This is a genomic window from Streptomyces sp. NPDC043746, from assembly GCF_056436485.1.
In genome coordinates, this window is sequence record NZ_JBWKCM010000010.1 from 140,292 (window position 1) to 163,735 (window position 23,444).

Sequence of the window (23,444 nt, forward strand, 5' to 3'; positions counted from 1 at the left end):
CATCATGGCTGATCGTCGGACGAGGTGTCGTGGTTCCTGACGGGTAACCCCCACGCTCTCTTCGATTTCACTGCCCCTTCACCTTCGCGGGAACAGGTGCGCGAGTGGTGCGGCGGCGGTGGCGGAGTTCCCGCTGCACCTTTGGGGGGGCCGGGCCTGGCTCCGGTGGAGCGACGCCCGTTCTCGGAGGAAGGGCTGTGAGGGGGGCCTCGGCGGAAGGGCGGGGCTGTCAGGGGCGGGGCCCCGCCCCGGAGGCGTGCGTGACGGCCACTATGTGGATGGCCGTTCAAGATCATCGGATGACGCGGGACAATCGGGGCGTACGACGGTCCCACCCACCGGCCGCCAGGGCAGCCGGGCGGATCAAAGGCGCCCCCCGGGACGGGAGTGCCCCTCCGGTGCGGGGGTGCCGACGCGCACGAGCCGACCACGGAAGGTCTTGATCAGATGCCGGTCATCCCCGACGCCACCGACTCCGCCCGCTCGCACGATGCCGCGGACCGTGTCATCGAGCCGCTCTACGCCGAGATCCTGCGGCGCAACCAGGGCGAGAAGGAGTTCCACCAGGCGGTCCGCGAGGTCCTGGAGACGCTCGGACCCGTGCTGACCCAGCGCCCCGAGTTCGTGGACGCCCGCATCATCGAGCGGATATGCGAGCCCGAGCGCCAGCTGATCTTCCGGGTGCCGTGGGCCGACGACTCCGGCGACATCCACGTCAACCGGGGCTTCCGGGTCGAGTTCTCCAGCTCGCTCGGCCCGTACAAGGGCGGCCTGCGCTTCCACCCCTCCGTCAACCTCGGCATCGTGAAGTTCCTCGGCTTCGAGCAGATCTTCAAGAACGCCCTCACCGGCATGCCCATCGGCGGCGGCAAGGGCGGGGCGGACTTCGACCCGAAGGGCCGCTCGGACGCCGAGATCATGCGGTTCTGCCAGTCCTTCATGACCGAACTCCACCGCCACCTGGGCGAGTACACCGACGTGCCCGCCGGTGACATCGGCGTCGGCGGCCGGGAGATCGGCTACCTCTTCGGCCAGTACAAGCGGATCACCAACCGCTACGAGTCCGGCGTCCTCACCGGCAAGGGCCTCGGCTGGGGCGGCGCCCAGGCCCGCACGGAGGCCACCGGCTACGGCACGGTCCTGTTCACCGCCGAGATGCTGCGCAGCCGGGGCGAGTCGCTGGAGGGCCAGACCGTGGCGGTCTCCGGCTCCGGCAACGTGGCCATCTACGCCGTCGAGAAGGCCCAGCAGCTCGGCGCGACCGTCATCACCTGCTCGGACTCCAGCGGCTATGTCGTCGACGAGAAGGGCATCGACCTCGCCCTCCTCAAGGAGATCAAGGAGGCGGGCCGCGGCCGGGTCTCCGAGTACGCCGAACGGCGCGGCGCCCACGCCCGGTTCGTCGCCGGCACGGGAGTGTGGTCGGTCCCCGTGGACGTCGCCCTGCCCTGCGCCACCCAGAACGAGCTGCACGAGGCGGACGCGCTGGAACTCGTACGCAACGGGGTCAAGGCGGTCGCGGAGGGCGCCAACATGCCCACCACACCGGAGGCGGTCCAGGTCCTCCAGAGCGCGGGCGTCGCCTTCGCCCCCGGAAAGGCGGCCAACGCGGGCGGGGTCGCGACGAGCGCCCTGGAGATGCAGCAGAACGCCTCCCGGGACTCCTGGACCTTCGCCCACACGGAGGAGCGCCTCGCGGAGATCATGCGCCACATCCACGACTCCTGCTACACGACCGCCGAGCGGTACGGCAGCCCCGGCAACTACGTGGTGGGCGCCAACATCGCGGGCTTCGAGCTGGTGGCGGACGCGATGCTGGCTCAGGGGCTGATCTGAGCGTACGGACGCAGGCCTGACCCCACGTGCGGGCCGGTGTCCCCGTACGTACGGAGGTGCCGACCCGGCGGGAACTCCCGCCGGGCCGACGCCCCTCCGGTCCGCCGACTGTTCGTCAACGCCCCTTCGCCCTCGGCAGATCCGCCGGGAGCGCAACGTCCGCTCCGTGCCCTTCCGGTCCCGTACTCCTAGGCTGGAGCGGTGACGACCCGAGCGACGAAGACGCAGACGAACCAGCCCCGTGCCCACGTCGTCCCCCTGCGCCCGCTCCCGGCCCCGCCGGGCCCCACGCCGTCCCCGGAGCCGCTCTGGCGCGACCTCGTCGGTGACGTGCTGCGCAGGGAACGGCGTTCCCAGGGGCGGACGTTGAAGGACGTGGCCGCCGCCGCACGGATCTCGATGCCCTACCTCTCCGAGGTGGAGCGCGGCCGCAAGGAGGCCTCCTCGGAGGTGCTGGCCGCCGCCGCCCGGGCTCTCGGCCTGACCCTGGCCGACCTCCTGGCCCTGGCCCAGGGCGAGCTGATCAGACTCTCCGCCGCCCGCTCCCGAAGCACCGGCCACCCGGGTCGCCCGGCGGGCCCCGGGGTGGGGCCGGGAGCGATGGGCCCTGTCCGGCTGGCGGCCTGAGCGGGTGTCAGGGCCGATCCGGAGGTACCGTCCTCGACATGGACTCTGCAACCACAGTTGAGCGCGCTCAACGCTTCCGGCAACTGCACGCCGACCACCAGCCGCTCGTGCTTCCCACCGTCTGGGACGCCTGGTCCGCCCGGACGGCGGCCGCCGCCGGGTTCCCCGCGCTGACGGTCGGCAGCCACCCGCTCGCCGACTCCCGGGGAGCGGAGGACCGGGAGGGGCAGACCTTCGATGAGGTGCTCGCCGCCGTCAGGCCGATCATCGCGGCGGTCGACATCCCGGTCTCCGTGGACCTGGAGGCCGGATACGGGCAGAAGCCCGCGGACCTCATCGCCGGGCTCACCGAGATCGGGGGTGTCGGCCTCAACATCGAGGACACCGTCCACTCGGAGGGCGGACGGGTGCGCACCACGCAGGAGCACGCGAGCTTCGTCGCGGACCTGCGCGCGGCGGCCGACGCCGCGGGCGTTCCGGTCTGGATCAACGGACGCACGGACCTCTTCGTGCACGCCCAGGACGCCGCCGGCGTCCTCGACGAGGCGATCGAGCGGCTGCGGGCCATGGAGCAGGCGGGCGCGGACAGCGTCTACCCGGTGCGCATCCAGGACGACGACGAACTGCTCAGGGCGGTGACGGCGGCGGTCTCCGTTCCCGTCAACTCCACGGCCCACCCCGTCAAGCACGACCTCGAACGCTTCCGCCGCCTCGGCGTCAGGAGGGTCACCTACGGCCCGCTGCTGCAACTCGCCCTGACGGACGCGATGAAGGACATGCTCGGCCCCTGGGCACCGTAGCGCCACACCGGCCGTCGGCGCAGGGGCCTCGGGGCCCCGCGCCGACGGCCCGACGCCTCAGTCGAGGCAGAACTCGTTGCCTTCGATGTCCTGCATCACGATGCACGACTCGTTCTCCTCGTCGGCCACCATCACGCGCTCGCACACCGCCCCGAGCGCCACCAACCGGTCGCGCTCGGCCTCCAGCGTGGCGAGCCGCTCGGCGCCCACGAGCCCGGTCCCGGCCCGTACGTCGAGGTGCACCCGGTTCTTGGCGGTCTTGCCCTCCGGCACACGCTGGAAGAACAGCCGCGGCCCCACCCCCGACGGGTCGGTACAGGCGAACCAGGCGTCCCGCTCCGCCGGCGGCAGCGAGTCGTTGTACGCGGCCCACGTCCCGAACCCCTCCGGCGGCTCCGGGGGGACATACCCCAGCACCTCGCACCAGAAGCGGGCGAGGCGCTCGGGCTCGGCGCAGTCGAACGTGACCTGGATCTTCCTGAGGGCTGCCATCCGGGCACCCTAAACGGCACGCACCGCCCCCGGCATCCGGATTTTCCTCCAGCGGGGGCGCCGGGGCGCGGTGGTGCCGGTCCTCGGGAGTCCGACGGGTGGGCCGTCAGCCGTCCGTGGGAGCGGGGGCCAGGCCCGTCGGGCAGGAGACGCCCCAGTTCGTCTCGAACGGGCCGCTCAGCTCGACCCCCGTGGAAACTCACGCTTCCGATGTTCTGGAACGCTTGCCGTTTCGGAACGAGTTATGGAGCAGTCCGGCTCATGCCGAAGATCATCACTCCTACGGGTCACCTCATTGGGTACGCACGTATCAGCACCGAGGATCAGGAGGCCCAGCTACAGCGCGACGCGCTGACAGAGGCGGGCTGCGCCCGCATCTTCGAGGACAAGGCCAGCGGGAAGAACACCGACCGGCCCGAGCTGACAGCCGTACTCGACTACCTCCGCGAGGGGGACACGCTGTGCGTGTGGAAGCTCGACCGGCTCGGCCGTTCCCTCATCGACCTGGTGACGATCGTTGACGGGTTGCGCGCCAAGGGTGTGGGCTTCAAGGTCTTGACCGGCGCCCTGTCTTCCGTGGACATGACGTCCGCAGACGGACGCCTGTTCTTCCAGATCATCGCGTCCATGGCGGAGTTCGAGCGGGCGCTGACCAAGGGCCGGACGATAGCCGGACTCGCCGCAGCCAAGGCACAAGGCAAGGTCGGGGGCCGACCCAAGGCCATGGACTCCAAGATGGTCAAGCAGGCGCAAGCGCTGAAGGAAGAAGGCGAGAGCTACGGCGCCATCGCCAAGGCGCTGGGTGCAGGTCAGGCGACCGTCTACCGGGCGCTTACCGGCACGGCAGGCTGAGACCTCACGACACAGGAGAGCGCCCGAGACGGGCGCACAGGCGTTCACCCAGACCCCCGGCATTCGTCGGGGGTCTCTGTCACGCACTGGCCCGCCGGACAGGGCAGGTCGGGAGCAGCACGGTTCGGGGAGCACGTCACGAGGGCGACAGAGTGGAAGGCAGTGCCACTCAGGTAGTGGCCAAGGGATACGTCTCCTCCCCACGTCAGCCGCTCGACCGCACCCCTCACCAGGAGAACCAGCCTGGTCACTTCCCGATCCTCCTCAGAAGCGAACCGGGGTGCGAACTCGGCGAGTTGGAGCCCCAGCCATTCGCCGGCTTCCTTGGGTTCCTGCCATGTCCCTCGGATCACAGAGGGCGGTTTCATGAGCCAGTGCGCCGTCTGGATCGGGGGCACGTCGGTAGTCGGAAAGACGGCAACGGCTTCTCGGTGCCGGTCGTGCACCTCCTTCTCGCTGGTCGCCGTCGGGGCCTGTCCGGCCGGTCTGCGGCTGCTCCCCTTGTCGAACGTCTTCTTCTCCCCGAGCCATGCATAGCCGTGGTGGTGCACTGCCGCTCCGTTCCCAGAGATGACGACGGCCCCACCCGTCGGCGTGAGGGCAGGGCCGTCAGTTCAGTGGTGCTATGGATCAGGCGGAGAGGTCGAAGCGCGCAGGGTCGATCCCCGCCGCGTCCAGCTCCGCCGTAGTGAAGCGCAGCGGCTCGACGTCCGGGCGCTTGCTGTCGCCCATCGCCCATGCGTCCGGCCCGATCTTCGCGAGGGTCACGCACGCCTCGCCGTCCGGGTGGGTGTTGCCTCCACACGCCTTGCTGAAGTGAGCTCCGGAGATGTCGAGTCCGTACAGGTCGGTCATCTGGTCCTCCTTGATTCAGATGGGAAGGGCACCGCTGTCCCGCTCGCGGTGTGTCCGGGTGCCTCGCAGCGCCTCTGCGATCTGCTCGACGTGAGCAGCGGGGATCGAGCCCAGGTGCACGAGCGGCTGGCCTCGGGGGTCACCTGCGGCCGTATCGCCGCGTAGGCGCTCTCCGGTAGGCCCAGGGAAGCGAGCACCTCGCGCATGGCACCGGAGGCGTTCAGAGCCGCTGTACGTCCGTCTCTCCAGGTCTGCATGTCCACTACCGCGCCCCGGGGTGCTTCTTTGGGTGCGCGGTCAGCTCGACGTTGCAGTCCGAGACGGCGGACAGGTCCCCGGCGCCGTACGCCGCTGTGCGCTGTTCCGCGAGGGCGGCGCAGACGCCGCAACCCGGCGCAGGCGCAGGAGGTGTGCGAGGAAGGGACAGGTGAACCGGCGGGTCCATCGTGGTGCTGGGGCTGCTCACTGGGATTCCCTCCCTCGGGGGTGTCGGCACCGCTGATGCTTCACCCGGTGAGCAGCTCGTTCTAGGACCTTTCCTGTTGGGGCAAGAATCCGTCCCGGATGCCCTCGACCAGGGCTCTCATGGCGTCGCCGTAGACGGCCACGGCGGCGAACCGTTCGAAGGTGTCGAGGTAGAGCTGGACGTCCTTCGGGTCGCGGGTGGTGACCTCGGAGTGGAACGTTTCCACGATGACGAGCCGGTCGTCGTGCAGGCTGAAGCAGGTCATGGGGAAGTCGGGCATCCGGCGGTCGGACGGGACGACGCCCAGCGAGACGTTAGGCAGACGGGACACGGATACGAGCCGGTCGAGCTGGAGCGCCATGACCACGGGCTCACTGACGCGCCACCGGAGGACGTGCTCACAGATCAGGAAGCGGAAGGACCTGCCCGGCTCGTACAGGACCGATTGCCGTTCGAGGCGGGCCGCCACGGTCTTGGTCCTGGTCTCCTCCGGCAGGGCCGGAGGCAGGGAGAAGACGGCGGAGGCGTACTCGGGTGTCTGGAGGAGTCCGGGGACGAGCTGTCCCTGGAAGAGCCTGAGCGTGGTGGTGCCGGCCTCGATGGCGCGGATGGTCTTCTGGTGCTTCCACGGGCCCATGCGGCGCAGCAGGCGCCAGGCGGTGGCCTCGGTGGCTTCGGCGCGGGCTGCCGACAGGAACTCTTCCTTGACTTCCTGGCTCACGCCTATAGCGGTGAGGACCAGGTCCACGTCCTGGACGGTCGGTCGTACCTTGCCCGTCTCGATCTTCGAGAGCTTCCCGGCAGACATGGAAGCCCTGCGGGCCACCGCGTCACCCGTGAGTCCGGATGCGTCGCGCAGCGCCCGCAGGGCTTTCCCGATCGAGTCGGCGGTCAGCGGTGCCGCTCCCAGTAGTCCGCGAACGGCACCGCTGCGGCCAAGGCGCGGTCTCGGTAGTCCTGATACTCGGCAAGGCAGTGGGCAGGAAGCAGGTCGGCGCCGATGAACGCACCTTCGGGCGTGTAGTGCATCCGGTACACGTCCTGGTCATCGAACAACCAGAAGTCGTGATCGGGCAGGTCGGCCACTTCCTGGTCAGCCTGGTCGATGATGCCGATGGTCTCGCCAGCCGTGATGTTGCCCGGGTAGGCGGCCAGTTCGTACCGCAGGTAGTCGGTCAGCGGGGACCTGAGCACATGGACACGCGAGACCTCCTTGCCCTTGTCGGTCATCGACCGTACCCACGGGTTGTCGTCCCAGCCAGGTCCCATGTCGCCGCCGCCCAGGAAGCGTTCGAACTCCTCGCGCTCCTCCTCCACGCTGTAGACGGAGAGAGTCTCCAGCCTGAAGGCGCTCCGCTCGAAGGTCTCGAAGAGACGGCCGAACTCCTCACCGTTGAGCACGGAAGTACTCCTCCAGCACTGCGGCCGGGACCACGACGGCGGTCTCGCCCTCTGGCAGATCGAGCTGCGCCAGCCGCTCGGGGTCGGTGATGACGTACCCCTGGACCACGTAGTCCTTGGCGTCCTCGGTGCCCCACAGCGTCGGGCACGTTCCGTTCCTGCACTCCGGGTCACCGGACAGCTTCCGCAGCATCCCTGCCCCCGCATGTCGGCGTACGCCTGTCGCGTTCGATGCTCCCGAGCCGGTTGCCGTGGGGTCAAGCGCTGATCCTTTCCAGAACAGGAAAGCAGCCGTCTCGGTTGGAATCGAGGATGCGTTGGCACGTACTCGGCGAGTACAACGGCAGCATGACCCTCTTCCTGTGTGCCAAGTGTGGCGGCAGTCTTACGCCAGACCTGACGCCACTGCCCGCCGTTCCCTCAGCACCCGACGACGAAGAACGGGACAAGGAGAGTCGGCGGGCGCCGGCCACGGTGCCGCAGGGGCACTACGCCATCGAGACCGATCCATGGGGTGCCCCGTACGTGCCGCATCCGGACCAGGAAGAGGGCGGGCCTGCGCAGCCGCGTGGCCCCTGGAGGAGTGTCGAAGGGGTGGCAGTGATCTCTGCCGGGCCGCGCAACAACATCGTGATCCACCCCGGGGATGCGCCCGACATCCAGCCTCTGCCGGACTGGGAAAACAGCAGCGGATGCTGCGGACCGTCCGGAGATAGCGGACTCAACCGTGCCTGTCCCTGTGGCGCCCGAGTGGCCACGCTCGCCGCAGACTGCTGGGGCCCGTACGAACTCCATCTGGACGGGAAGCGGGTCTACGGCTACGCCCCGTCCTGATCAGTAGCCCGAGGGGTGCGTGGACAGCCAGGCGGAGTGGCGGTTGCGCAGGCGGTCTCTTTCCTCGGGGGTGGGGAGGATAACGTCCGCGCCGCCGTCGTACGGATGGTGGATACGTGTGAGCTCGGTGTCCGTCACGAAGATGCCGGGCAGCGTGTCGTCAGCGACGGCGCGGAGGAGCGGGTCCAGGCAGCCGTGCTGCCAGGGGCGGCGGTCGGCGTAGAAGTACCAGCGGGTGTGGAAGGCCTGATCCGGGTCGTCGGTGTCGTCCAGGGTGGTCCACAGCGTGCCCTCCGGGTGGAGGGCGGCGCGTGGGCCGACCAGTCCGTGGGCTCGGACGGGTCGGCCCAGTCGGTGGTCACCACGTACGCCTCGCCGTCCGAGAAGAGGTCGTCGAGGACCGTGTTGTACCGGTTGAGGAGGACCGCGTACTCGGCCTCATCCTCCGCGTAGCGTTTCGACTCCGGCAGGCTGTGGAAGCGCACCCAGCGGTCCCCGTAGACCGTTTTCAGCTCCCACGGCAGCATCGGCCCGGCAGGCCTGTGGGCATGCCAGAGCCGGGTCAGCCGCTCGTGCGCCGGGTCGGGGAGAGGGGCGTCGTTCACTCCCCAGGAGCCTCGGCGACGCCGATCGGGCAGGCCACGCCCGTCCCGCCGATGCCGCAGTAGCCGTCCGGGTTCTTGTCCAGGTACTGCTGGTGGTACGCCTCAGCAGGCCAGAACGGGCGGCCCTGCGCCGGGAGGATCTCCGTGGTGATCTCCTTGTGGCCGGCCGCCGTCAGGACCTTCTGGTACGCCTCGCGGGAGGCGTCCGCCGCCGCCGCCTGGGCGGGGGAGTGGGTGTAGATCGCGGAGCGGTACTGGGTGCCCACGTCGTTGCCCTGGCGGAAGCCCTGGGTGGGGTTGTGGGACTCCCAGAACAGCTTCAGCAGCTCCCCGTACGAGACGACCGCCGGGTCGAAGACGACCCGGACCGCCTCCGTGTGGCCGGTCAGGCCCGAGCAGGCCTCCTCGTACGTGGGGTTCTCCGTGTACCCGCCCTGGTAGCCGACCAGCGTGGTCCAGACGCCCTCCGTCTGCCAGAACTTCCGCTCCGCGCCCCAGAAGCAGCCGAGCGCGAAGTCCGCCACCTCCAGGCCCTCCGGGTACGGGCCCACCAGCGGGTTGCCGAGGACCGTGTGGCGGGAGGGGACGGCGAATTCGGGGACGGGGCGGCCGCGCAGGGCCTGCTCCGGGGTGGGGAGCTGGGGGGTGCGGCTGTTCAGGAACATGCGGGGGCTCCTCCGGGGTCGGTCGGGTTCGCTTCGTACAACAAAGTGGCCCCCGCCCGGATTCCGGGCGGGGCCGCAGGCGGAGTGCGGCTCAGCGGCCGTGAAGCCCTGGGGCCCGGGCGGGGGCCGCGACGCCTCAGTGCGGCAGCGTCGCCGGGGAGCCGCCGTTCGCCTCGTAGCCCGCCACCGCCAGCGCCCGGTAGACCGTGTACTGCGCGGCCGGGTCCGTCTCCGCCGTCCAGGGCAGCGCGCCCACGTGGCCGTCGACGCGGACCAGCTGGTGCATCGCCTCCGACCAGCGCTCCATGTGGACCAGGAAGAGGACCAGCAGGTGGCGGACGTGGGCGAGCATCGGGTCGTCGGGGCGGGCCGAGTGGACGGCGTACATCGCGCCCTCCACCGCCTTGGTCACCACCTGGCTGCGGTAGAAGCCCTGCACCAGGTTGACCTCCGGCAGGTGCTCGTACACCGCGAAGAGCGGCAGCGCGGCCAGCAGCGAACCCTGCGGGGCGCGGGCGGCGGCGGCAGTGGCGAACGCGTCGGCGTCCTGGCGCGAGCCGTGCCACTTCTCGCAGTGGAAGTGCAGCGCCGCGATGTGCGCGCCCATGTGCGCCGGGGCCCGGTCGATGATCTTCGCCCAGAGCCGGTCGAACTGCTCGGGGGTGTAGTTCAGGCCGCGGGCCACCGCCAGTTCCACGATGTACGGCACCGGGTCGCCGGGGGCGAGGAGGGCCGCCTCGCCGCAGACCGTACGGGCCTCCTCCAGGATGATCCGGAAGTCGTCGCTCCCCACGGACGAGGAGCGCCACGCCTGCTGCACCAGGAACTCCGCGTGCACCGCCGCCCCGCCCGCGTCCTTCGGGGCCTCGGCCCGCCAGGCGCGCAGCCACGAGCCGCCTTTCCCCGGCTGCTGCGCCAGCTCCAGCGAGGCCGCGCCCGCGAAGGCCTGCACCCGCTGCCAGCGCTCCTCGCCCTCCTTCGGCGTACCGGCGAGGAGCTGGGAGGCGGCCCGCCAGTCCTGGGTGGCCTGCACGACGTCGAGGACGTCCAGGAGGTCCCGGTCCGGGCCCGGCATCCGGACGTCCAGCTCCTCCTGGCGTGCGAAGCCGTACGTGTCGGGGTCCGCCGCGTCGGGCGAGCCCGGTTCGACCTGGCGGATACCGCCCCGCCGGCGCATGACCCAGGGGCCGACGATCGCGGCGAGCATGCACATCGCGAGCAGGAACAACAGAATCTCCATGGACCCATTGTCCCCGGAGCGGCGAGTGGCCGGTAAGGGACCTTGCGACGAACTACGCTCGGGGCCATGAGCGACCAGCACAGCTTCGAGACTCTCGCGATCCACGCGGGCAACACCGCCGACCCCCTCACCGGCGCCGTGGTGCCGCCCATCTACCAGGTGTCCACGTACAAGCAGGACGGCGTGGGCGGACTGCGCGGCGGCTACGAGTACAGCCGCAGCGCCAACCCGACCCGTACGGCCCTGGAGGAGAACCTGGCGGCCCTGGAAGGCGGCCGTCGGGGCCTCGCCTTCGCCTCCGGCCTCGCCGCCGAGGACTGCCTCCTGCGTACGCTGCTGACCCCCGGTGACCACGTGGTCATCCCCAACGACGCCTACGGCGGCACCTTCCGGCTCTTCGCCAAGGTCGCCGCGCGCTGGGGCGTGGAGTTCTCGGTCGCGGACACCTCGGACGTGGCGGCGGTCCGGGCGGCCGTCACCCCGCGCACCAAGGCGGTCTGGGTGGAGACCCCCTCCAACCCGCTGCTCGGCATCACCGACATCGCCGCCGTCGCCCAGGTCGCGCACGACGCCGGGGCCCGCCTCGTCGTCGACAACACCTTCGCCTCGCCCTACCTCCAGCAGCCGCTGGCGCTCGGCGCGGACGTCGTCGTCCACTCCACCACCAAGTACATGGGCGGCCACTCCGACGTCGTCGGCGGCGCGCTCGTCGTCGGCGACCCGGAGCTGGCCGACGAGCTGGCCTTCCACCAGAACGCCATGGGCGCGGTCTCCGGGCCCTTCGACGCCTGGCTCGTGCTGCGCGGCATCAAGACCCTCGCCGTCCGCATGGACCGCCACACGGAGAACGCCACCAAGGTCGCCGAGCTGCTGACCCGCCACCCCAAGGTCACCCAGGTCCTCTACCCGGGCCTGCCCGAGCACCCCGGCCACGATGTCGCCGCCAAGCAGATGAAGGCCTTCGGCGGCATGGTCTCCTTCCGCGTCGCGGGCGGCGAGGACGCGGCGGTCGAGGTCTGCAACCGGGCGAAGCTGTTCACGCTCGGTGAGTCCCTCGGGGGTGTGGAGTCGCTGATCGAGCACCCCGGCCGGATGACGCACGCCTCCGTGGCGGGCTCCCTCCTGGAGGTCCCGGCCGACCTGGTCCGCATCTCCGTCGGCATCGAGAACGGCGACGACCTGGTCGCCGACCTCACGCAGGCCCTGGGCTGACCGGCCAGGCGCACCCGGGCGCCCGCCGGTCGGCGGGCGCCCGCACGGTCACACGCTGACCTTCTCGTCCTCCAGCATGTCCCGGATCTGACTCCGCAGTTCGGGGCTGTCCTGGTGACCGTGGACGGACACGGCGTGCTCGCTCGCGGCGCGGACGACCTCGTCCTCCTCACCGGAGATGGCCAGAGAGCAGTCCATCTCGCTCGGGTACTTGCGACAGTCGGCGATCTTCCGTGTCATGACGGCCTCCTCGGCTCGTACGACGACCGGCTCCTCCAGGGTAGGCCGGTTTCCCCGGAGCCCCAAGAGCTTCACCACCCCTCCAGGGGCGGCGTCACCTCCGCCGGCTCCGGCAGCCACGGCTGTTCGATCCCCGCCCAGACGAGGAACGCGGCGAACCCCGCCCCCGCCAGCCACCAGGCCGTACGCCGGACCCCGCGCCGCAGCCGCAGCAGGCGGGCACCCCGCCGCCGGGCCCGCTCGGCCAGATCGACCGGAACGCGAGGGTGGGGCCCCTCCAGCATCCGCCGGACCTCGTCCACCTTCCGGTCCCGGCCCGCGCCCGGAATCACGGCGCCACCCCGGGGGCCGCTCCGCGGTCCCCGCGCTGGTCCCGCCCCGTCGTCCCGCCGTCGCCCCGTGGTCCGCCCGCCGACCTCAGCGTCGCGACCGACCGGTCGCAGACCACCCGCACCCGATCGGCCGGCAGGCCCAGCAGCGCCGCCGTCCGGTCCTCGCCGACCTCCTCGTGCAGGCGCAGCACCAGCACCAGCCGTTCCAGCGGCGCGAGCCGGTCCAGTACGCCGCCGAGCGGGCGGCGGTGGCGCCAGGACTCGCGGGCGAAGCGGACCGCCAGCTCCTGGCGGGTGCGGTCGTACGGGTCCTCGCCGCGCAGCCGGTCCCACTCCGCGTACGTCCGGGCCAGCGCCGCGCAGAGCAGCCGCTCGGCCCGGGCCCCCGTGCCCGCCGGTGCGATCGGCTCGCCGGTGAGCAGCGTCGCGGTGTGCAGCAGCCGACCGCCCGCGCCCGCCACGAAGGCCTCGAACTCCTGGGCGCGGAGCCGGTCCCGGTGGGTCTGCCGCTCTCGCATGGACCTCATCCGAGCCCGGGGCGGCTTCGGGGTCAAGAGGCCGGACAGGGCCGGAGGTCCGCGACCCCGGGCCCATTCACCTACGTACCGCCCGGTCTCAGTCGTTCTGCTGCGGCTGGTGCGCGGCCTGCCGGGCCGCCAGCGATCCGTTGAACCGGGTGAGCAGCGTGCAGAAGGTGTCCCGCTCCTCCTGCGTCCAGCCGTCGGTCACCTGGGACATCAGCTCGCGCCGCGAGGCGCGCACCTCCTCCAGGCGGGCCTGGCCGCGCGGGGAGAGCTGGAGCACGACCGCCCGGCCGTCCTCCGGGTGCGACGTGCGCTTGACCAGGCCGGTGTCGACGAGCGGGGCCACCTGCCGGGTCACCGTCGAGGAGTCGATCCCCATCCCGGCCGCCAGCGCCTTGACGCCCATCGGGCCTTCCTTGTCCAGGCGGTTGAGCAGCAGGTAGGCCGCCCGGTCCATGGAGTTGCGGACCTGGCCGACACCGCCGAGGCGGGTCTGCTCGGCACGGCGGGCGAAGACCGCCACCTGGTGCTGGAGGGAGTCCAGCAGGCGGTCGGGACCCGGGTGTTCGGGGGCGGTGCCCCCGGAAGGAGACGCAGCAGTCGTCATGTCCTGAGGGGGCATGGCCGGGGGCTCTCTTCATACGGTGTCGGATGGAGTGGGGGACAGAGTACGCGGCCCCGGGGCAACGCGTACCAGTGCCGCACAAACCCGCGGACACCACCGCAGGCCGCCTGAGACGAGTCTGCCGGGACCGCTCCGAGCTGCCAGACTTGCGACCATGATGTTCCGCGCGACCGCCCGACACCCGGCCCTGATCCTCGACGACGTCCGGGGCGCGCAGAAAATGCTGGCGGGGGTGGCCAGAGCGACCGCTCTGGAGGGCAGCCGCCATCTGACCGAGCTGGTCGGCGCCCCCGTCCACCTCAAGTGCGAGAACCTCCAGCGCACCGGCTCCTTCAAACTGCGCGGCGCGTACGTGCGGATCTCCGGCCTCACCCCGGTGGAGCGGGCCGCGGGGGTCGTCGCCGCCAGCGCCGGGAACCACGCCCAGGGCGTCGCGCTCGCCTCCTCGCTCCTCGGCGTCCGCTCCACCGTCTTCATGCCCGTCGGGGCACCGCTCCCCAAGGTCGCCGCCACGCAGGAGTACGGGGCCGAGGTGAGGCTGCACGGACAGGTCGTCGACGAGACGCTGGCCGCCGCCCAGGAGTACGCGGCCCGGACCGGCGCGGTCTTCATCCACCCCTTCGACCACCCCGACATCATCGCGGGCCAGGGCACGGTGGGGCTGGAGATCCTGGAGCAGTGCCCGGAGGTCCGTACCATCGTCGTCGGCATCGGTGGCGGCGGGCTCGCGGCCGGGATCGCCGTCGCGGTGAAGGCGCTGCGCCCGGACATCCGGATCGTCGGTGTCCAGGCCGAGGGCGCCGCCGCCTACCCTCCCTCGCTCGCCGCCGGGCACCCGGTCTCGCTCGACGATCCGGTCACGATGGCGGACGGGATCAAGGTGGGGCGTCCGGGGGACGTCCCGTTCGCGTTGATCGAGGAGCTGGTCGACGAGGTCCGCACGGTCACGGAGGACGAGCTCTCCAGCGCGCTGCTGCTCTGCCTGGAGCGGGCCAAGCTGGTGGTGGAGCCCGCCGGGGCGAGCCCGGTGGCGGCGCTGCTGAGCGACCCGAAGGCCTTCAGGGGACCGGTGGTGGCGGTGCTCTCCGGCGGCAACGTGGACCCGCTGCTGCTGCAGCGCGTTCTGCGCCACGGGATGTCCGCCGCCGGCCGCTACCTGAGCCTGCGGCTGCGGCTCACCGACCGGCCGGGGGCGCTGGCCACGCTGCTGGCCGCGCTGACGGTGGCCGACGCCAATGTGCTCGATATCAGCCATGTGCGCACCGATCCGCGCCTCGGCCTCACCGAGGTGGAGGTCGACCTCCACCTGGAGACCAAGGGCCCCCGCCACTGCGAAGAGGTCGAGGCGGCGCTGCGTGCGGAGGGGTACCGGGTCATCGGCTGACCGTCCGGCTCCCGCCGAATGGCCGAAACGCGTTATTCACCGCGCGGTGAGGCTCCGCGAATCCTAGGATCGCTCACCGAACGACGTACCGGACGAGGTGCCGGACGGCGTACCGACACACGTACCCGCGAGCGAGCGACGGGGAGCCCCTCCATGCCAGGTGCCATCCACGCCGAAGGTCTGGTCAAGACCTTCGGTGACGTACGAGCCCTGGACGGAGTCGACCTCGATGTGCCCGAGGGCACCGTCCTCGGGCTGCTCGGACCCAACGGCGCGGGCAAGACCACCGCCGTACGCGTCCTCACCACCCTGCTCCGCCCCGACAGCGGCTCCGCGTCCGTGGCCGGGATCGACGTGCTGAAGAAGCCCAACGAGGTGCGCCGCTCGATCGGGCTCTCCGGCCAGTTCGCCGCCGTCGACGAGTATCTGACCGGCCGCGAGAACCTCCAGATGGTCGGCCAGCTCTACCAGATGAGCTCCCGCGCCGCGAAGGCCCGGGCGGGAGAGCTGCTGGAGCGGTTCAACCTCGCGGAGGCCGCCGACCGTACGGCCAAGACGTACTCCGGCGGTATGCGCCGCCGCCTCGACCTGGCCGCCGCCCTGGTCGTCTCGCCGCCCGTGATGTTCATGGACGAGCCGACGACCGGCCTCGACCCGCGCAACCGGCAGCAGCTGTGGGACGTCATCGAGGACCTGGTGGCCGGGGGGACGACGCTGCTGCTGACCACGCAGTACCTGGAGGAGGCCGACCGCCTCGCCAACGACATCTGCGTCATCGACCACGGCAGGGTCATCGCCCGCGGCACCTCCGACGAGCTGAAGGCCCGTACCGGCGGCGAGCGCGTCGAGGTCGTCGTGCACCGCCCGGACGAGATCGAGCCCGCCCGCGCCGCGCTGGCCTCCCTCGGCAAGGGCGAGGTCACCGTCGTCCAGCTCTCCCGCAAGCTGACCGTCCCGGTGAGCGGCGGGGCCAAGCTGCTCGCCGAGATCATCCGCGACCTGGACGGCCGGGGCGTCGAGATCGACGACATCGCCCTGCGCCGCCCGACCCTGGACGACGTCTTCCTCTCGCTGACCGGCCACGCGGCCGAGGTCCACGAGGACGAGAACGGCGGGACCGGCGGGCCCGGCGAGAAAACGGACAAGGAGAAGACCCCGTGAGCGTCACCATCAAGGACGCGCCCGTCCTGGCACCCCGGCCGGCCGGAGGAGTGGTGCAGTCGGTCAGGGACTCGCTGGTCATCGCCAAGCGGAATCTGATCCGTATGTCCCGAATTCCCGAGATGGTGCTTTTCGGGATCATCCAGCCGATCATGTTCGTCGTGCTGTTCACGTACGTCTTCGGCGGCTCGATGAGCATCGGCGGCACGACCGACCCGAACGTCTACAAGAACTTCCTGATGGCCGGCATCTTCGCGCAGACCGTCACCTTCGCCACGGCGGGGTCGGCGGCGGGCATCGCGGACGACATGCAGAAGGGTCTCGTCGACCGCTTCCGGTCCCTCCCCATGGCGCGCGGCGCGGTGCTCACCGGCCGGACGGTCGCGGACCTCGCGCAGACCTGTATCACCCTCTCTGTCCTGGCGATCGTCGCGCTGATCGTCGGCTGGCGCCCCGGCTCCGCCGAGCCGACCAACGCCGGACGGGTACTGGCCGCCTTCGGCCTGCTGCTCCTGCTGGGGTACGCCTTCACCTGGATCGGCGCCCTGATCGGGCTGTCGGTCCGCACCCCGGAGGCGGCGACCTCGGGCGGGATCATCTGGCTGTTCCCGGTCACATTCATCTCGAACGCGTTCGTCGACTCCAGCCAGATGACGCCCTGGCTGCGCCACGTCGCCGACTGGAACCCCTTCAGCGCCACCGTCCAGGCCTGTCGCGAGCTGTTCGGCAACCCCGGCGTGGTCGACTCCAGCGCCTGGCCCATGCAGCACCCCGTCTGGGCCTCGCTGCTCTGGTCGGTGCTGATCATCGTGGTCTTCCGGACCCTCGCGGTCCGCAAGTACCGGCGGTCCAGCCGCTGACCGATCCGTTCGCACCCCGGACACACCCGACGCGGGTGTCCCGCCCTTCCGAAGGGGCCGGACACCCGCGTCGGGTGTGTCGTGCTCGTGCCGGGGCGCGGTGGGGCCGGGCGGGGTGTCAGCCCGTGTACGGCTTCGCGGCCAGGATCTTCACCGTGGCCGTCTTGCCGTTCGGCAGCTCGTACTGGGCTTCGTCACCCGTCCGCTTGCCGTTCACGCCGATGCCCAGCGGGGACTGCGGGGAGTACGTCTCGATGTCTCCGCTGGCGTACTCGCGGGAGGCGAGCAGGAAGGTCGTCGTGTCGTCCTCGTCGCCGTCGAAGGCGATCGTGACGACCATGCCGGGCTCGACCACGCCGTCGTCGGCCGGCGCCTCGCCGACCTTGGCGTGCTCCAGGAGCTGGGTGAGCTGGCGTACGCGCAGCTCCATCTTGCCCTGCTCCTCCTTGGCCGCGTGGTACCCGCCGTTCTCCCGGAGGTCACCCTCCTCACGGGCCGCCGCGATCTTGACGGCGATCTCCGTGCGCGCGGGACCAGACAGGTACTCCAGCTCGGCCTTGAGCTGGTTGTACGCCTCCTGCGTGAGCCAGGTGACGTTTTCGCTGGTCTGAGTCACAGGTGCTCCTCGTCGGTGCTGGGAATACAAACGATCGCCCTACCCGGAAGCATGTGCTTCCTCGGGTGGGCGAAACCACGAGCCTAACAATTCCCCAGGAAAAGAGGGAGAAGGTAAACCGTCACACGTCCGGGTGGACCGGGTTTCCTGCTGGAAGGAGCAGGTCAGAGGGGGTGCGGAGGCGGACGGGAGGGTCAGCCGGCGGGGGAGTCGTCGGCCGTGCAGCCGGTCAGCTCGACCGCGGTGGCCCGGGCGCGGGTCCGCATCACCACCAGCTCGTCGATCCGGTCGGATCCCGCCTCGAAGCGGGTCTCCTTGCGGCCGACCTCGCTGCCGTCCTTGCTCAGCGCCCGTACGGTGCAGAAGCCGACGGTCCCGCTGTTCTTGCGCACTTCCAGATGGGCGTCGGCGCGGACGTCGGAGACGATCTCGAACTTGATCAGCTCGGCGCTGATGCCCTTGCCGACGACGTAGCCGTGACCGATCCACGCGATCAGGGCGAGCAGCCCCACGCCCAGCACCGAACCGACGATCTTCAGCGTACGGTCGGTCCGCTGCTCGTCCGTCCTGCCGTAGCGCCCCTGGGGCGTGGCCTCGCGCGCCGCCGTCATGATCGTTCCCTCCGGGCAAAGAAAAACGAGGAATTTTCCCCCTCCTCGTTCGGTCACTATAGAAGTCGCCCGTTCGTCATCCGACCGCGCCCCGACACGACCACAGCAGGATCAATGACAACCGAGGATCGAGCTTTGACTGAGCAGCTGCGACTGATGGCCGTTCACGCCCACCCCGACGACGAGTCGAGCAAGGGCGCGGCCACCATGGCCAAGTACGTGTCCGAGGGGGTGGACGTGCTGGTCGTGACCTGCACGGGCGGCGAGCGCGGCTCCATCCTCAACCCCAAGCTCCAGGGCGACGCGTACATCGAGAAGAACATCCACGAGGTGCGCAAGAGGGAGATGGACGAGGCCCGGGAGATCCTGGGCGTCCAGCAGGAGTGGCTGGGCTTCGTCGACTCCGGGCTCCCCGAGGGCGACCCGCTGCCGCCGCTGCCCGAGGGCTGCTTCGCCCTGGAGGACCCGCAGCTGGCGGCCGGGCGGCTGGTGGCGAAGATCCGGGCGTTCCGGCCGCAGGTCATCACCACGTACGACGAGAACGGCGGCTACCCGCACCCCGACCACATCATGACGCACACGATCTCGATGATCGCGTTCGACGGTGCGGCCGACGCGGAGGCCTTTCCGGAGGACGAGTTCGGCCCGGTCTGGACGCCGCGGAAGCTCTACTACAACCAGGGCTTCAACCGGCCGCGCACCGTCGCGCTGCACGAGGCGCTGCTCGCACGCGGCCTGGAGTCGCCGTACGGGGAGTGGCTGGAGCGGTGGAAGGAGTTCGAGCGGGTCGAGCGCACGCTGACCACGCACGTCCCCTGCGACGAGTTCTTCGAGATCCGTGACAAGGCGCTGATCGCGCACGCCACGCAGATCGACCCGGAGGGCGGCTGGTTCCGCGTTCCGATGGAGATCCAGCGAGAGGTCTGGCCGACCGAGGAGTACGAGCTGGCGAAGTCTCTGGTCGATACCTCCCTCCCCGAGAGCGACCTCTTCGCGGGCATCCGCGACAATGCCTGATATGTACGCGACCCAGGCACTGACACACGTCGTCCCGCTCGCCGCCGAGCTGGACAAGAACAAGGTCACCCCCGGTGTCCTCGGCTTCCTCGTCTTCGCGGTCCTCGCCGTCGGCGTGTGGCAGCTGATGAAGTCGATGAGCCGGCACATGGGGCGGGTGAACTTCGAGGAGGCCCCGGAGCCGGGGGCGGCCGTCGCCGCCGAGCACGGGACCTCCGGGAGTTCCGCCGAGAAGTAGGGCCGGGGCCCCCGGGCGCGGGCTTCCGCCCTCGAACGCCGGACGGGCCGGGGCGGGGCCGAAGTGGCCGGTCACGTGCCGGAGCGGCCCCGGACCCAGTCGTTCGCGTCCTGGCGGCGGCGCTCACCCTCACCGTGGGCCCCCTGCTGTCGGGTCACCCGCTCCCGCGCCCACACCGGCCGCCCGCAGGGGCGGGCCGGCCCCGTCGAGGCGAGGTGGGACCGGGTGTCCGGCCGGACGCGGGCGCACGGAGGCTGTCGGCCGAAGGCGGGGCGCGCGGAGGTTCCGGCCGAACGGGCGTGCCCTACCGCGCCCCCAGCACATGGGCGAGGAACCGGGCCTCGTTGCGGCCGAGCCGGGTCGCGATGACCGCGTTGCCGCCCGCCAGACGGTCCAGGACGGCGACCTTGGCCAGGAGGCGGTTCTCGCCCTGGACGACGGCCAGGGTGTTGGCGGGCGGAGTCCGGCCGGAGACCGTGCCGGTCAGCTCGGCGAACTTCGCGGCGTCCGCGTCCTGGAACACCACCCGCACCGACCACCCCGCCAGCGCCTCGTCCTCGAAGGCGGTCACCTGCTTGAACCTGTCCACCGTCAGGCCGGTCGCGGTGGAGACGACGACACACAGCTCACGGTCGTCCGAGGTGAAACCCCTCCCCGTGGGCACGGGACGCGGCGAGGTGAGCGGGTCGTCGGTCTCACCCGGGGCGGGGCAGGCCCCGGGCTGCTCCCTCTCCACTTCCAGGAACCGCACCGGCGTGTCCGGGGCGCCCGCCGTCGCGTCGGCACGGCTCCACGGCTGCCAGATCAGCGCGCCCGCCACCAGCAGTGCGGCCACGGCCGACGCGGCGAGGGCCCACCGGCGCGGACCGCCCGACGCCGCACGGCTCTCCGGCGGACCCGGGAGGCGCGCCGTGGCGGGCGGGGAGCCGACGGGCCGGGTCGGCTCGTCCTCTCCGGCGCTCTCCGGCGCGGCCGGAAGCTCCGCGGAGGCGTCGACGCGGCAAATCGCGTGGCGCAGGGCTTCGGTGCGCTCGGCCCGGTGCCGTTCGATGGCGTCGGTCCAGCGGGCGTCCAGCAGCGCCCCGCCGCCGCGTGCCGCCGGGCTGGCGCCGAGGTGGTCGGCGCAGTAGGCGATGACCTCGGCCGGGGTGGGGCGGGAGCGCGGATCGGGATCGAGGCAGGGCAGGACCAGGGGGTCCAGGGCTGCCGGGAGACCGGAGGTGTCGACGTCCCCGGTGGCCGCGCGCACGAGCAGTTCCATCGCGGAGATGTGCTCGATGTCCCGGTAGGGCGGTCGGCCCACCGCCAGGTAGAACAGGGTCGCTCCCACGGAGAACATGTCCGACGCCTCGCCCGTGGGCTCCCCGCGGGCCTGCTCCGGCGAGGCGTAGGCCACGGTGCCGAGCGCCGACTGCGTCCGGGTGAGGTCGTGCGCCTGCGAGATGCCGAAGTCGATCAGGCGGGGCCCCTCGACGGGCAGGAGCACGTTCGAGGGCTTCACATCCCGGTGCACGAGCCCCGCGGCATGCAGCGAGGCGACCGCCTCCGCCATCCCGGCGCCCACCCAGTGCAGGGCGTCCACCCCCAGCGTGCCGCACTCCTCGACCAGGTCCTTCAGCGAGGGGGCGGGCACGTACTCCTGGGCCATCCACGGCACGGGGGCCTCCGGGTCGGCGTCCACGACGCTCGCCGTGTAGACCCCGCGCACCCGGCGCGCGCACTCGACCTCACGGACGAACCGCCTGCGGTCGTCCGCCCCGTCCGTGAGCAACGTCTTGAGGGCGACCGTACGCCCCGCCGGCGACCGCGCCAGGTACACCCGACCCATGCCCCCGCTCGCCAACTCCGCGAGCACCGTGAACCGCCCGACCCGCTCCCCGGGCTCAACCGCCCTCATCCCAGCCCACCCATACCCCGCCCGCCCACCGACTCACGTCCCCGTCAGGTCGCTCAACATCGTCGCCCACGGGCCCCGAACTCGCTACGCTTGTCCACGATTTGCGGCCTTCACCGCCCGCAGGGCGGGTCGGCGCCCACGCCGAGGGCGCCTGGGAAGAGCCGGGGGCAGGGGCGGGCCCGGGCGCGAAAAGGCCAAGGCGTCATCGGCTTCCGCCGGTGTGGGCGGCTGGGACGGGCGACCGCCCCGCGCCGCGCTCGCGCGGCCGGGCGCACCATCCGCCCCGCGAGATCCGCCACCGCCGACGCCGTGGTGTCGACCGCGCCTCCCCGAGGCCGCATGACAGAGGGGACGTTCAGGAACCATGACCAGTACCACCAGGCGCGACGGAGCGTGGCTGCGCCGATTCCACCCGGCACCGGATGCCGACGTCCGGCTGGTCTGCTTCCCGCACGCGGGAGGCTCGGCCACCTTCTACTTCCCCTTCTCCCGTATGCTGCCACGCTCGATCGAGGTGCTGTCGGTCCAGTACCCGGGCAGGCAGGACCGGCACGGCGAACCGTGTGTCGGCGACATCGGTGGCCTGGCCGACGGCGTCGTCGCGGAGCTGCTGCCGCTGACCCCCGGGCCGCTGGCCCTCTTCGGTCACAGCATGGGCTCCATGGTGGCGTACGAGGTCGCCAGGCGGCTGGAGAGCCAGGGCGTCAAGCCCCTGCGCCTCTTCGCCTCCGGCGGGCGCGCCCCGTCACGCCCGCGGCAGGGGAACGTGCACCAGCTCGACGACAACGGCCTCGTCGGCGAGCTGAAGAAGCTCAGCGGGACCGACTCCCAGATCCTGGGCGACCCGGAGATACTGCGGATGGTCCTCCCGGCCGTCAGGAGCGACTACAAGGCGGTGGAGACCTACCGCCACGTCCCGGGCCCGCTGCTGGAGTGCCCCGTCGTCGCCCTCACCGGCGACGACGACCCCCGGGTGACGCTCGACGAGGCGGAGGCCTGGGGCGAGCACACGGCCGGCGGCTTCGAACTCAAGGTGTACGCGGGCGGCCACTTCTACCTCAACTCCCATGCGGCGGCGGTGACGCAGGTGATCGCGGCCGGGATCGCGGAGCCGCCGTCGACCGGCTCGGCCGCGCCGGACCGGTGACGGACGGCCCCGCCGAGCCGCTGTCCGACGGGGTCCTCGGAGGAGGAATGGCTCAGTGGACCGATCCCGGCGATCCTCTTTCCGGGCCGCGGACGACGGCCGCCGACCGCGGCGGCCCCGAAGACGCGGTCGCGCAGCATCTTCATCGCGCAGGACACGGCCCCCTTCCGGCATCTGACGGGGAACCGGGCGGGCGACGGCGGGCTCCTCGCGCCCGTGCCCCCACCATCTGCGCGAGTGAGTGCAACGGGTCGAACGCGTACGCTGCACCAACCGCACGCAGATCACCCGAAAGGCACAGTGAGGTGGCCACGGGTCGGGAACGACGAGGCTCGTTCGCCGGTCGACTGACCGCGGCGCGCGAACGACTGTTCGTCGGCCGGGAAGCCGAGCAGGACCTCTTCCAGGCAGCCCTGAGCGAGCGGCCGGGTGCCGCTCCGGTGCACTATCTGCACGGTCCGGGCGGCATCGGCAAGTCCGCGCTGCTGCGGTGTTTCGCACAGGAGGCACGGCAGGCGGGCCGCCCGGTCGTCGAGGTCGACGGTCGCACCGTCCCTCCCACGCCGGAGGACTTCACCGAAGCGGCCAAGGAGGCGGTCAGCGAGCCCGGAGCCGTACTCCTGGTCGACGCCTTCGAGCGCTGCCAGGGCCTGGAGGGGCTGGCTCTGGGAGCAGTTCCTGCCGCAGCCGCCGGTCGGTGCCGTCGCCGTCATCGCCGGACGGGTCCCGCCCGACGCGCGGTTTGGCTGGTACGACCTCGCCTTACCTGCTTCAGCACGCCGACAATCCGGTCGACTGGTGGCCGTGGGGACGCGAGGCGTTCGAGGAAGCAAAACGGCGCGATGTGCCCGTTCTGCTGTCGGTCGGCCTCGGCGTGCCACTGGTGCCAGTGAACTCGCGAACCCAG

The 23,444-nt window shown here is 71.3% G+C and carries 27 protein-coding genes and 3 pseudogenes; 14 read left to right on the forward strand and 16 right to left on the reverse strand.

Annotated features, from left to right (window positions below; genetic code table 11):
* The first annotated feature begins 447 nt into the window (after nt 1-447).
* From gdhA to AC0682_RS13995, 3 genes are all read left to right on the forward strand, one after another.
* On the forward strand, nt 448-1,836 hold the full coding sequence (gene gdhA, locus AC0682_RS13985; RefSeq protein WP_254811823.1) for an NADP-specific glutamate dehydrogenase: 1,389 nt from the start codon (nt 448-450) through the stop codon (nt 1,834-1,836).
* A gap of 201 nt (nt 1,837-2,037) precedes the next feature.
* Nucleotides 2,038-2,463 carry a helix-turn-helix domain-containing protein gene (locus AC0682_RS13990; protein ID WP_478532964.1) on the forward strand — a complete coding sequence of 142 codons (426 nt, stop codon included), beginning with the start codon at nt 2,038-2,040 and terminating at the stop codon, nt 2,461-2,463.
* A 38-nt stretch (nt 2,464-2,501) separates the two neighbouring features.
* A complete protein-coding gene (locus AC0682_RS13995) occupies nt 2,502-3,263 on the forward strand; it encodes an isocitrate lyase/PEP mutase family protein (protein ID WP_478532965.1) in 762 nt (253 codons plus the stop codon).
* Between the two features lie 57 nt (nt 3,264-3,320).
* Here AC0682_RS13995 and AC0682_RS14000 read toward each other — a convergent pair whose 3' ends face one another.
* A complete protein-coding gene (locus AC0682_RS14000; protein ID WP_478532966.1) occupies nt 3,321-3,755 on the reverse strand; it encodes a VOC family protein in 435 nt (144 codons plus the stop codon).
* Between the two features lie 261 nt (nt 3,756-4,016).
* On the opposite strand from AC0682_RS14000, the gene AC0682_RS14005 reads away from it, so the two are divergent.
* On the forward strand, nt 4,017-4,607 hold the full coding sequence (locus AC0682_RS14005; RefSeq protein WP_478532967.1) for a recombinase family protein: 591 nt from the start codon (nt 4,017-4,019) through the stop codon (nt 4,605-4,607).
* A 44-nt stretch (nt 4,608-4,651) separates the two neighbouring features.
* Here AC0682_RS14005 and AC0682_RS14010 read toward each other — a convergent pair whose 3' ends face one another.
* From AC0682_RS14010 to AC0682_RS14030, 5 genes are all read right to left on the reverse strand, one after another.
* Complete coding sequence (locus AC0682_RS14010) at nt 4,652-5,158, reverse strand: hypothetical protein (protein ID WP_478532968.1); 507 nt, start codon at nt 5,156-5,158, stop codon at nt 4,652-4,654.
* A 79-nt stretch (nt 5,159-5,237) separates the two neighbouring features.
* Nucleotides 5,238-5,462 (reverse strand): DUF397 domain-containing protein, encoded by a 225-nt coding sequence (locus AC0682_RS14015; RefSeq protein WP_478532970.1) that lies wholly within the window; start codon nt 5,460-5,462, stop codon nt 5,238-5,240.
* 527 nt (nt 5,463-5,989) lie between these two features.
* Complete coding sequence (locus tag AC0682_RS14020) at nt 5,990-6,796, reverse strand: helix-turn-helix domain-containing protein (RefSeq protein WP_478533040.1); 807 nt, start codon at nt 6,794-6,796, stop codon at nt 5,990-5,992.
* A gap of 23 nt (nt 6,797-6,819) precedes the next feature.
* Nucleotides 6,820-7,329, reverse strand: coding sequence for a DUF6879 family protein (locus AC0682_RS14025; protein ID WP_478532972.1), 510 nt, complete (start codon nt 7,327-7,329; stop codon nt 6,820-6,822).
* Nucleotides 7,316-7,522 carry a hypothetical protein gene (locus AC0682_RS14030; RefSeq protein WP_060178883.1) on the reverse strand — a complete coding sequence of 69 codons (207 nt, stop codon included), beginning with the start codon at nt 7,520-7,522 and terminating at the stop codon, nt 7,316-7,318. The genes AC0682_RS14025 and AC0682_RS14030 overlap by 14 nt, the downstream gene beginning before the upstream one ends.
* 155 nt (nt 7,523-7,677) lie before the next feature.
* Between AC0682_RS14030 and AC0682_RS14035 the strand changes: the two genes are divergently transcribed.
* Nucleotides 7,678-8,163 carry a hypothetical protein gene (locus AC0682_RS14035; RefSeq protein ID WP_478532974.1) on the forward strand — a complete coding sequence of 162 codons (486 nt, stop codon included), beginning with the start codon at nt 7,678-7,680 and terminating at the stop codon, nt 8,161-8,163.
* Here AC0682_RS14035 and AC0682_RS14040 read toward each other — a convergent pair.
* From AC0682_RS14040 to AC0682_RS14050, 3 genes and pseudogenes are all read right to left on the reverse strand, one after another.
* Nucleotides 8,164-8,690 (reverse strand): annotated as a pseudogene (locus tag AC0682_RS14040) (DUF3885 domain-containing protein).
* Between the two features lie 74 nt (nt 8,691-8,764).
* Complete coding sequence (gene msrA / locus AC0682_RS14045) at nt 8,765-9,433, reverse strand: peptide-methionine (S)-S-oxide reductase MsrA (RefSeq protein WP_478532975.1); 669 nt, start codon at nt 9,431-9,433, stop codon at nt 8,765-8,767.
* A 136-nt stretch (nt 9,434-9,569) separates the two neighbouring features.
* Nucleotides 9,570-10,673, reverse strand: a complete 1,104-nt coding sequence (locus AC0682_RS14050; RefSeq protein WP_478532976.1) for a hypothetical protein — start codon at nt 10,671-10,673, stop codon at nt 9,570-9,572.
* 66 nt (nt 10,674-10,739) lie between these two features.
* Between AC0682_RS14050 and AC0682_RS14055 the strand changes: the two genes are divergently transcribed.
* On the forward strand, nt 10,740-11,885 hold the full coding sequence (locus AC0682_RS14055; RefSeq protein WP_478532978.1) for a cystathionine gamma-synthase: 1,146 nt from the start codon (nt 10,740-10,742) through the stop codon (nt 11,883-11,885).
* Between the two features lie 48 nt (nt 11,886-11,933).
* Here the strand turns inward: AC0682_RS14055 and AC0682_RS14060 are convergent, their stop codons facing one another.
* The 4 genes from AC0682_RS14060 to AC0682_RS14075 form a co-directional block, all read right to left on the reverse strand.
* Nucleotides 11,934-12,125 carry a DUF1059 domain-containing protein gene (locus AC0682_RS14060; protein WP_478532980.1) on the reverse strand — a complete coding sequence of 64 codons (192 nt, stop codon included), beginning with the start codon at nt 12,123-12,125 and terminating at the stop codon, nt 11,934-11,936.
* Between the two features lie 71 nt (nt 12,126-12,196).
* The gene (locus AC0682_RS14065; RefSeq protein ID WP_478533042.1) at nt 12,197-12,409 is read right to left on the reverse strand and encodes a hypothetical protein; all 213 of its coding nucleotides are present in this window, start codon (nt 12,407-12,409) and stop codon (nt 12,197-12,199) included.
* Between the two features lie 44 nt (nt 12,410-12,453).
* A complete protein-coding gene (locus AC0682_RS14070; RefSeq protein WP_478532981.1) occupies nt 12,454-12,975 on the reverse strand; it encodes a SigE family RNA polymerase sigma factor in 522 nt (173 codons plus the stop codon).
* 97 nt (nt 12,976-13,072) lie between these two features.
* Entirely contained in the window at nt 13,073-13,603 is a 531-nt protein-coding gene (locus AC0682_RS14075; protein ID WP_478532983.1) for a MarR family winged helix-turn-helix transcriptional regulator, read from the reverse strand.
* 157 nt (nt 13,604-13,760) lie between these two features.
* Between AC0682_RS14075 and ilvA the strand changes: the two genes are divergently transcribed.
* The 3 genes from ilvA to AC0682_RS14090 all read left to right on the forward strand — a co-directional run bounded on the left by ilvA (nt 13,761) and on the right by AC0682_RS14090 (nt 17,011).
* Nucleotides 13,761-14,990, forward strand: coding sequence for a threonine ammonia-lyase (gene ilvA / locus AC0682_RS14080; protein ID WP_478532984.1), 1,230 nt, complete (start codon nt 13,761-13,763; stop codon nt 14,988-14,990).
* A 153-nt stretch (nt 14,991-15,143) separates the two neighbouring features.
* Entirely contained in the window at nt 15,144-16,151 is a 1,008-nt protein-coding gene (locus AC0682_RS14085) for an ATP-binding cassette domain-containing protein (RefSeq protein WP_478532985.1), read from the forward strand.
* The gene (locus tag AC0682_RS14090) at nt 16,148-17,011 is read left to right on the forward strand and encodes an ABC transporter permease (protein WP_254811816.1); all 864 of its coding nucleotides are present in this window, start codon (nt 16,148-16,150) and stop codon (nt 17,009-17,011) included. Before AC0682_RS14085 ends, AC0682_RS14090 begins: the two co-directional genes overlap by 4 nt.
* A 118-nt stretch (nt 17,012-17,129) precedes the next feature.
* Here AC0682_RS14090 and greA read toward each other — a convergent pair whose 3' ends face one another.
* Complete coding sequence (gene greA / locus AC0682_RS14095) at nt 17,130-17,627, reverse strand: transcription elongation factor GreA (RefSeq protein WP_018490078.1); 498 nt, start codon at nt 17,625-17,627, stop codon at nt 17,130-17,132.
* A gap of 194 nt (nt 17,628-17,821) precedes the next feature.
* The gene (locus AC0682_RS14100) at nt 17,822-18,238 is read right to left on the reverse strand and encodes a DUF4307 domain-containing protein (RefSeq protein ID WP_254811815.1); all 417 of its coding nucleotides are present in this window, start codon (nt 18,236-18,238) and stop codon (nt 17,822-17,824) included.
* A 135-nt stretch (nt 18,239-18,373) separates the two neighbouring features.
* Here AC0682_RS14100 and mca point away from each other — a divergent pair, with 135 nt between their 5' ends.
* Together mca and AC0682_RS14110 are read left to right on the forward strand one after the other, a co-directional pair.
* Complete coding sequence (gene mca / locus AC0682_RS14105) at nt 18,374-19,255, forward strand: mycothiol conjugate amidase Mca (protein ID WP_478532988.1); 882 nt, start codon at nt 18,374-18,376, stop codon at nt 19,253-19,255.
* Nucleotide 19,256: 1 nt separating this feature from the next.
* A complete protein-coding gene (locus AC0682_RS14110; protein WP_478532989.1) occupies nt 19,257-19,493 on the forward strand; it encodes a hypothetical protein in 237 nt (78 codons plus the stop codon).
* Nucleotides 19,494-19,797: 304 nt separating this feature from the next.
* On the opposite strand, the gene AC0682_RS14115 is transcribed toward AC0682_RS14110, so the two are convergent.
* Nucleotides 19,798-21,390, reverse strand: coding sequence for a serine/threonine-protein kinase (locus AC0682_RS14115; protein ID WP_478532991.1), 1,593 nt, complete (start codon nt 21,388-21,390; stop codon nt 19,798-19,800).
* A gap of 364 nt (nt 21,391-21,754) precedes the next feature.
* Between AC0682_RS14115 and AC0682_RS14120 the strand changes: the two genes are divergently transcribed.
* From AC0682_RS14120 to AC0682_RS14130, 3 genes and pseudogenes are all read left to right on the forward strand, one after another.
* Nucleotides 21,755-22,537: a thioesterase II family protein gene (locus tag AC0682_RS14120; protein WP_478532992.1), complete on the forward strand. Its 783-nt coding sequence runs from the start codon at nt 21,755-21,757 to the stop codon at nt 22,535-22,537.
* Between the two features lie 47 nt (nt 22,538-22,584).
* A pseudogene (locus tag AC0682_RS14125) lies at nt 22,585-23,025 on the forward strand (ATP-binding protein); the annotation flags it as partial.
* Between the two features lie 254 nt (nt 23,026-23,279).
* Nucleotides 23,280-23,424 (forward strand): annotated as a pseudogene (locus AC0682_RS14130) (DUF255 domain-containing protein); the annotation flags it as partial.
* Nucleotides 23,425-23,444: the final 20 nt, after the last annotated feature.

Bases quoted from the DNA above. Each gene is read 5' to 3' on its own strand.
- gdhA (WP_254811823.1), top strand. From the start codon at position 448: ATGCCGGTCATCCCCGACGCCACCGACTCCGCCCGCTCGCACGATGCC.
- AC0682_RS13995 (WP_478532965.1), top strand. From the start codon at position 2,502: ATGGACTCTGCAACCACAGTTGAGCGCGCTCAACGCTTCCGGCAACTG.
- AC0682_RS14000 (WP_478532966.1), bottom strand. From the start codon at position 3,755: ATGGCAGCCCTCAGGAAGATCCAGGTCACGTTCGACTGCGCCGAGCCC.
- AC0682_RS14005 (WP_478532967.1), top strand. From the start codon at position 4,017: ATGCCGAAGATCATCACTCCTACGGGTCACCTCATTGGGTACGCACGT.
- AC0682_RS14015 (WP_478532970.1), bottom strand. From the start codon at position 5,462: ATGACCGACCTGTACGGACTCGACATCTCCGGAGCTCACTTCAGCAAG.
- AC0682_RS14030 (WP_060178883.1), bottom strand. From the start codon at position 7,522: ATGCTGCGGAAGCTGTCCGGTGACCCGGAGTGCAGGAACGGAACGTGC.
- AC0682_RS14035 (WP_478532974.1), top strand. From the start codon at position 7,678: ATGACCCTCTTCCTGTGTGCCAAGTGTGGCGGCAGTCTTACGCCAGAC.
- msrA (WP_478532975.1), bottom strand. From the start codon at position 9,433: ATGTTCCTGAACAGCCGCACCCCCCAGCTCCCCACCCCGGAGCAGGCC.
- AC0682_RS14050 (WP_478532976.1), bottom strand. From the start codon at position 10,673: ATGGAGATTCTGTTGTTCCTGCTCGCGATGTGCATGCTCGCCGCGATC.
- AC0682_RS14055 (WP_478532978.1), top strand. From the start codon at position 10,740: ATGAGCGACCAGCACAGCTTCGAGACTCTCGCGATCCACGCGGGCAAC.
- AC0682_RS14060 (WP_478532980.1), bottom strand. From the start codon at position 12,125: ATGACACGGAAGATCGCCGACTGTCGCAAGTACCCGAGCGAGATGGAC.
- AC0682_RS14065 (WP_478533042.1), bottom strand. From the start codon at position 12,409: ATGCTGGAGGGGCCCCACCCTCGCGTTCCGGTCGATCTGGCCGAGCGG.
- AC0682_RS14070 (WP_478532981.1), bottom strand. From the start codon at position 12,975: ATGCGAGAGCGGCAGACCCACCGGGACCGGCTCCGCGCCCAGGAGTTC.
- AC0682_RS14075 (WP_478532983.1), bottom strand. From the start codon at position 13,603: ATGCCCCCTCAGGACATGACGACTGCTGCGTCTCCTTCCGGGGGCACC.
- ilvA (WP_478532984.1), top strand. From the start codon at position 13,761: ATGATGTTCCGCGCGACCGCCCGACACCCGGCCCTGATCCTCGACGAC.
- AC0682_RS14085 (WP_478532985.1), top strand. From the start codon at position 15,144: ATGCCAGGTGCCATCCACGCCGAAGGTCTGGTCAAGACCTTCGGTGAC.
- AC0682_RS14100 (WP_254811815.1), bottom strand. From the start codon at position 18,238: ATGACGGCGGCGCGCGAGGCCACGCCCCAGGGGCGCTACGGCAGGACG.
- AC0682_RS14110 (WP_478532989.1), top strand. From the start codon at position 19,257: ATGTACGCGACCCAGGCACTGACACACGTCGTCCCGCTCGCCGCCGAG.
- AC0682_RS14115 (WP_478532991.1), bottom strand. From the start codon at position 21,390: ATGAGGGCGGTTGAGCCCGGGGAGCGGGTCGGGCGGTTCACGGTGCTC.
- AC0682_RS14120 (WP_478532992.1), top strand. From the start codon at position 21,755: ATGACCAGTACCACCAGGCGCGACGGAGCGTGGCTGCGCCGATTCCAC.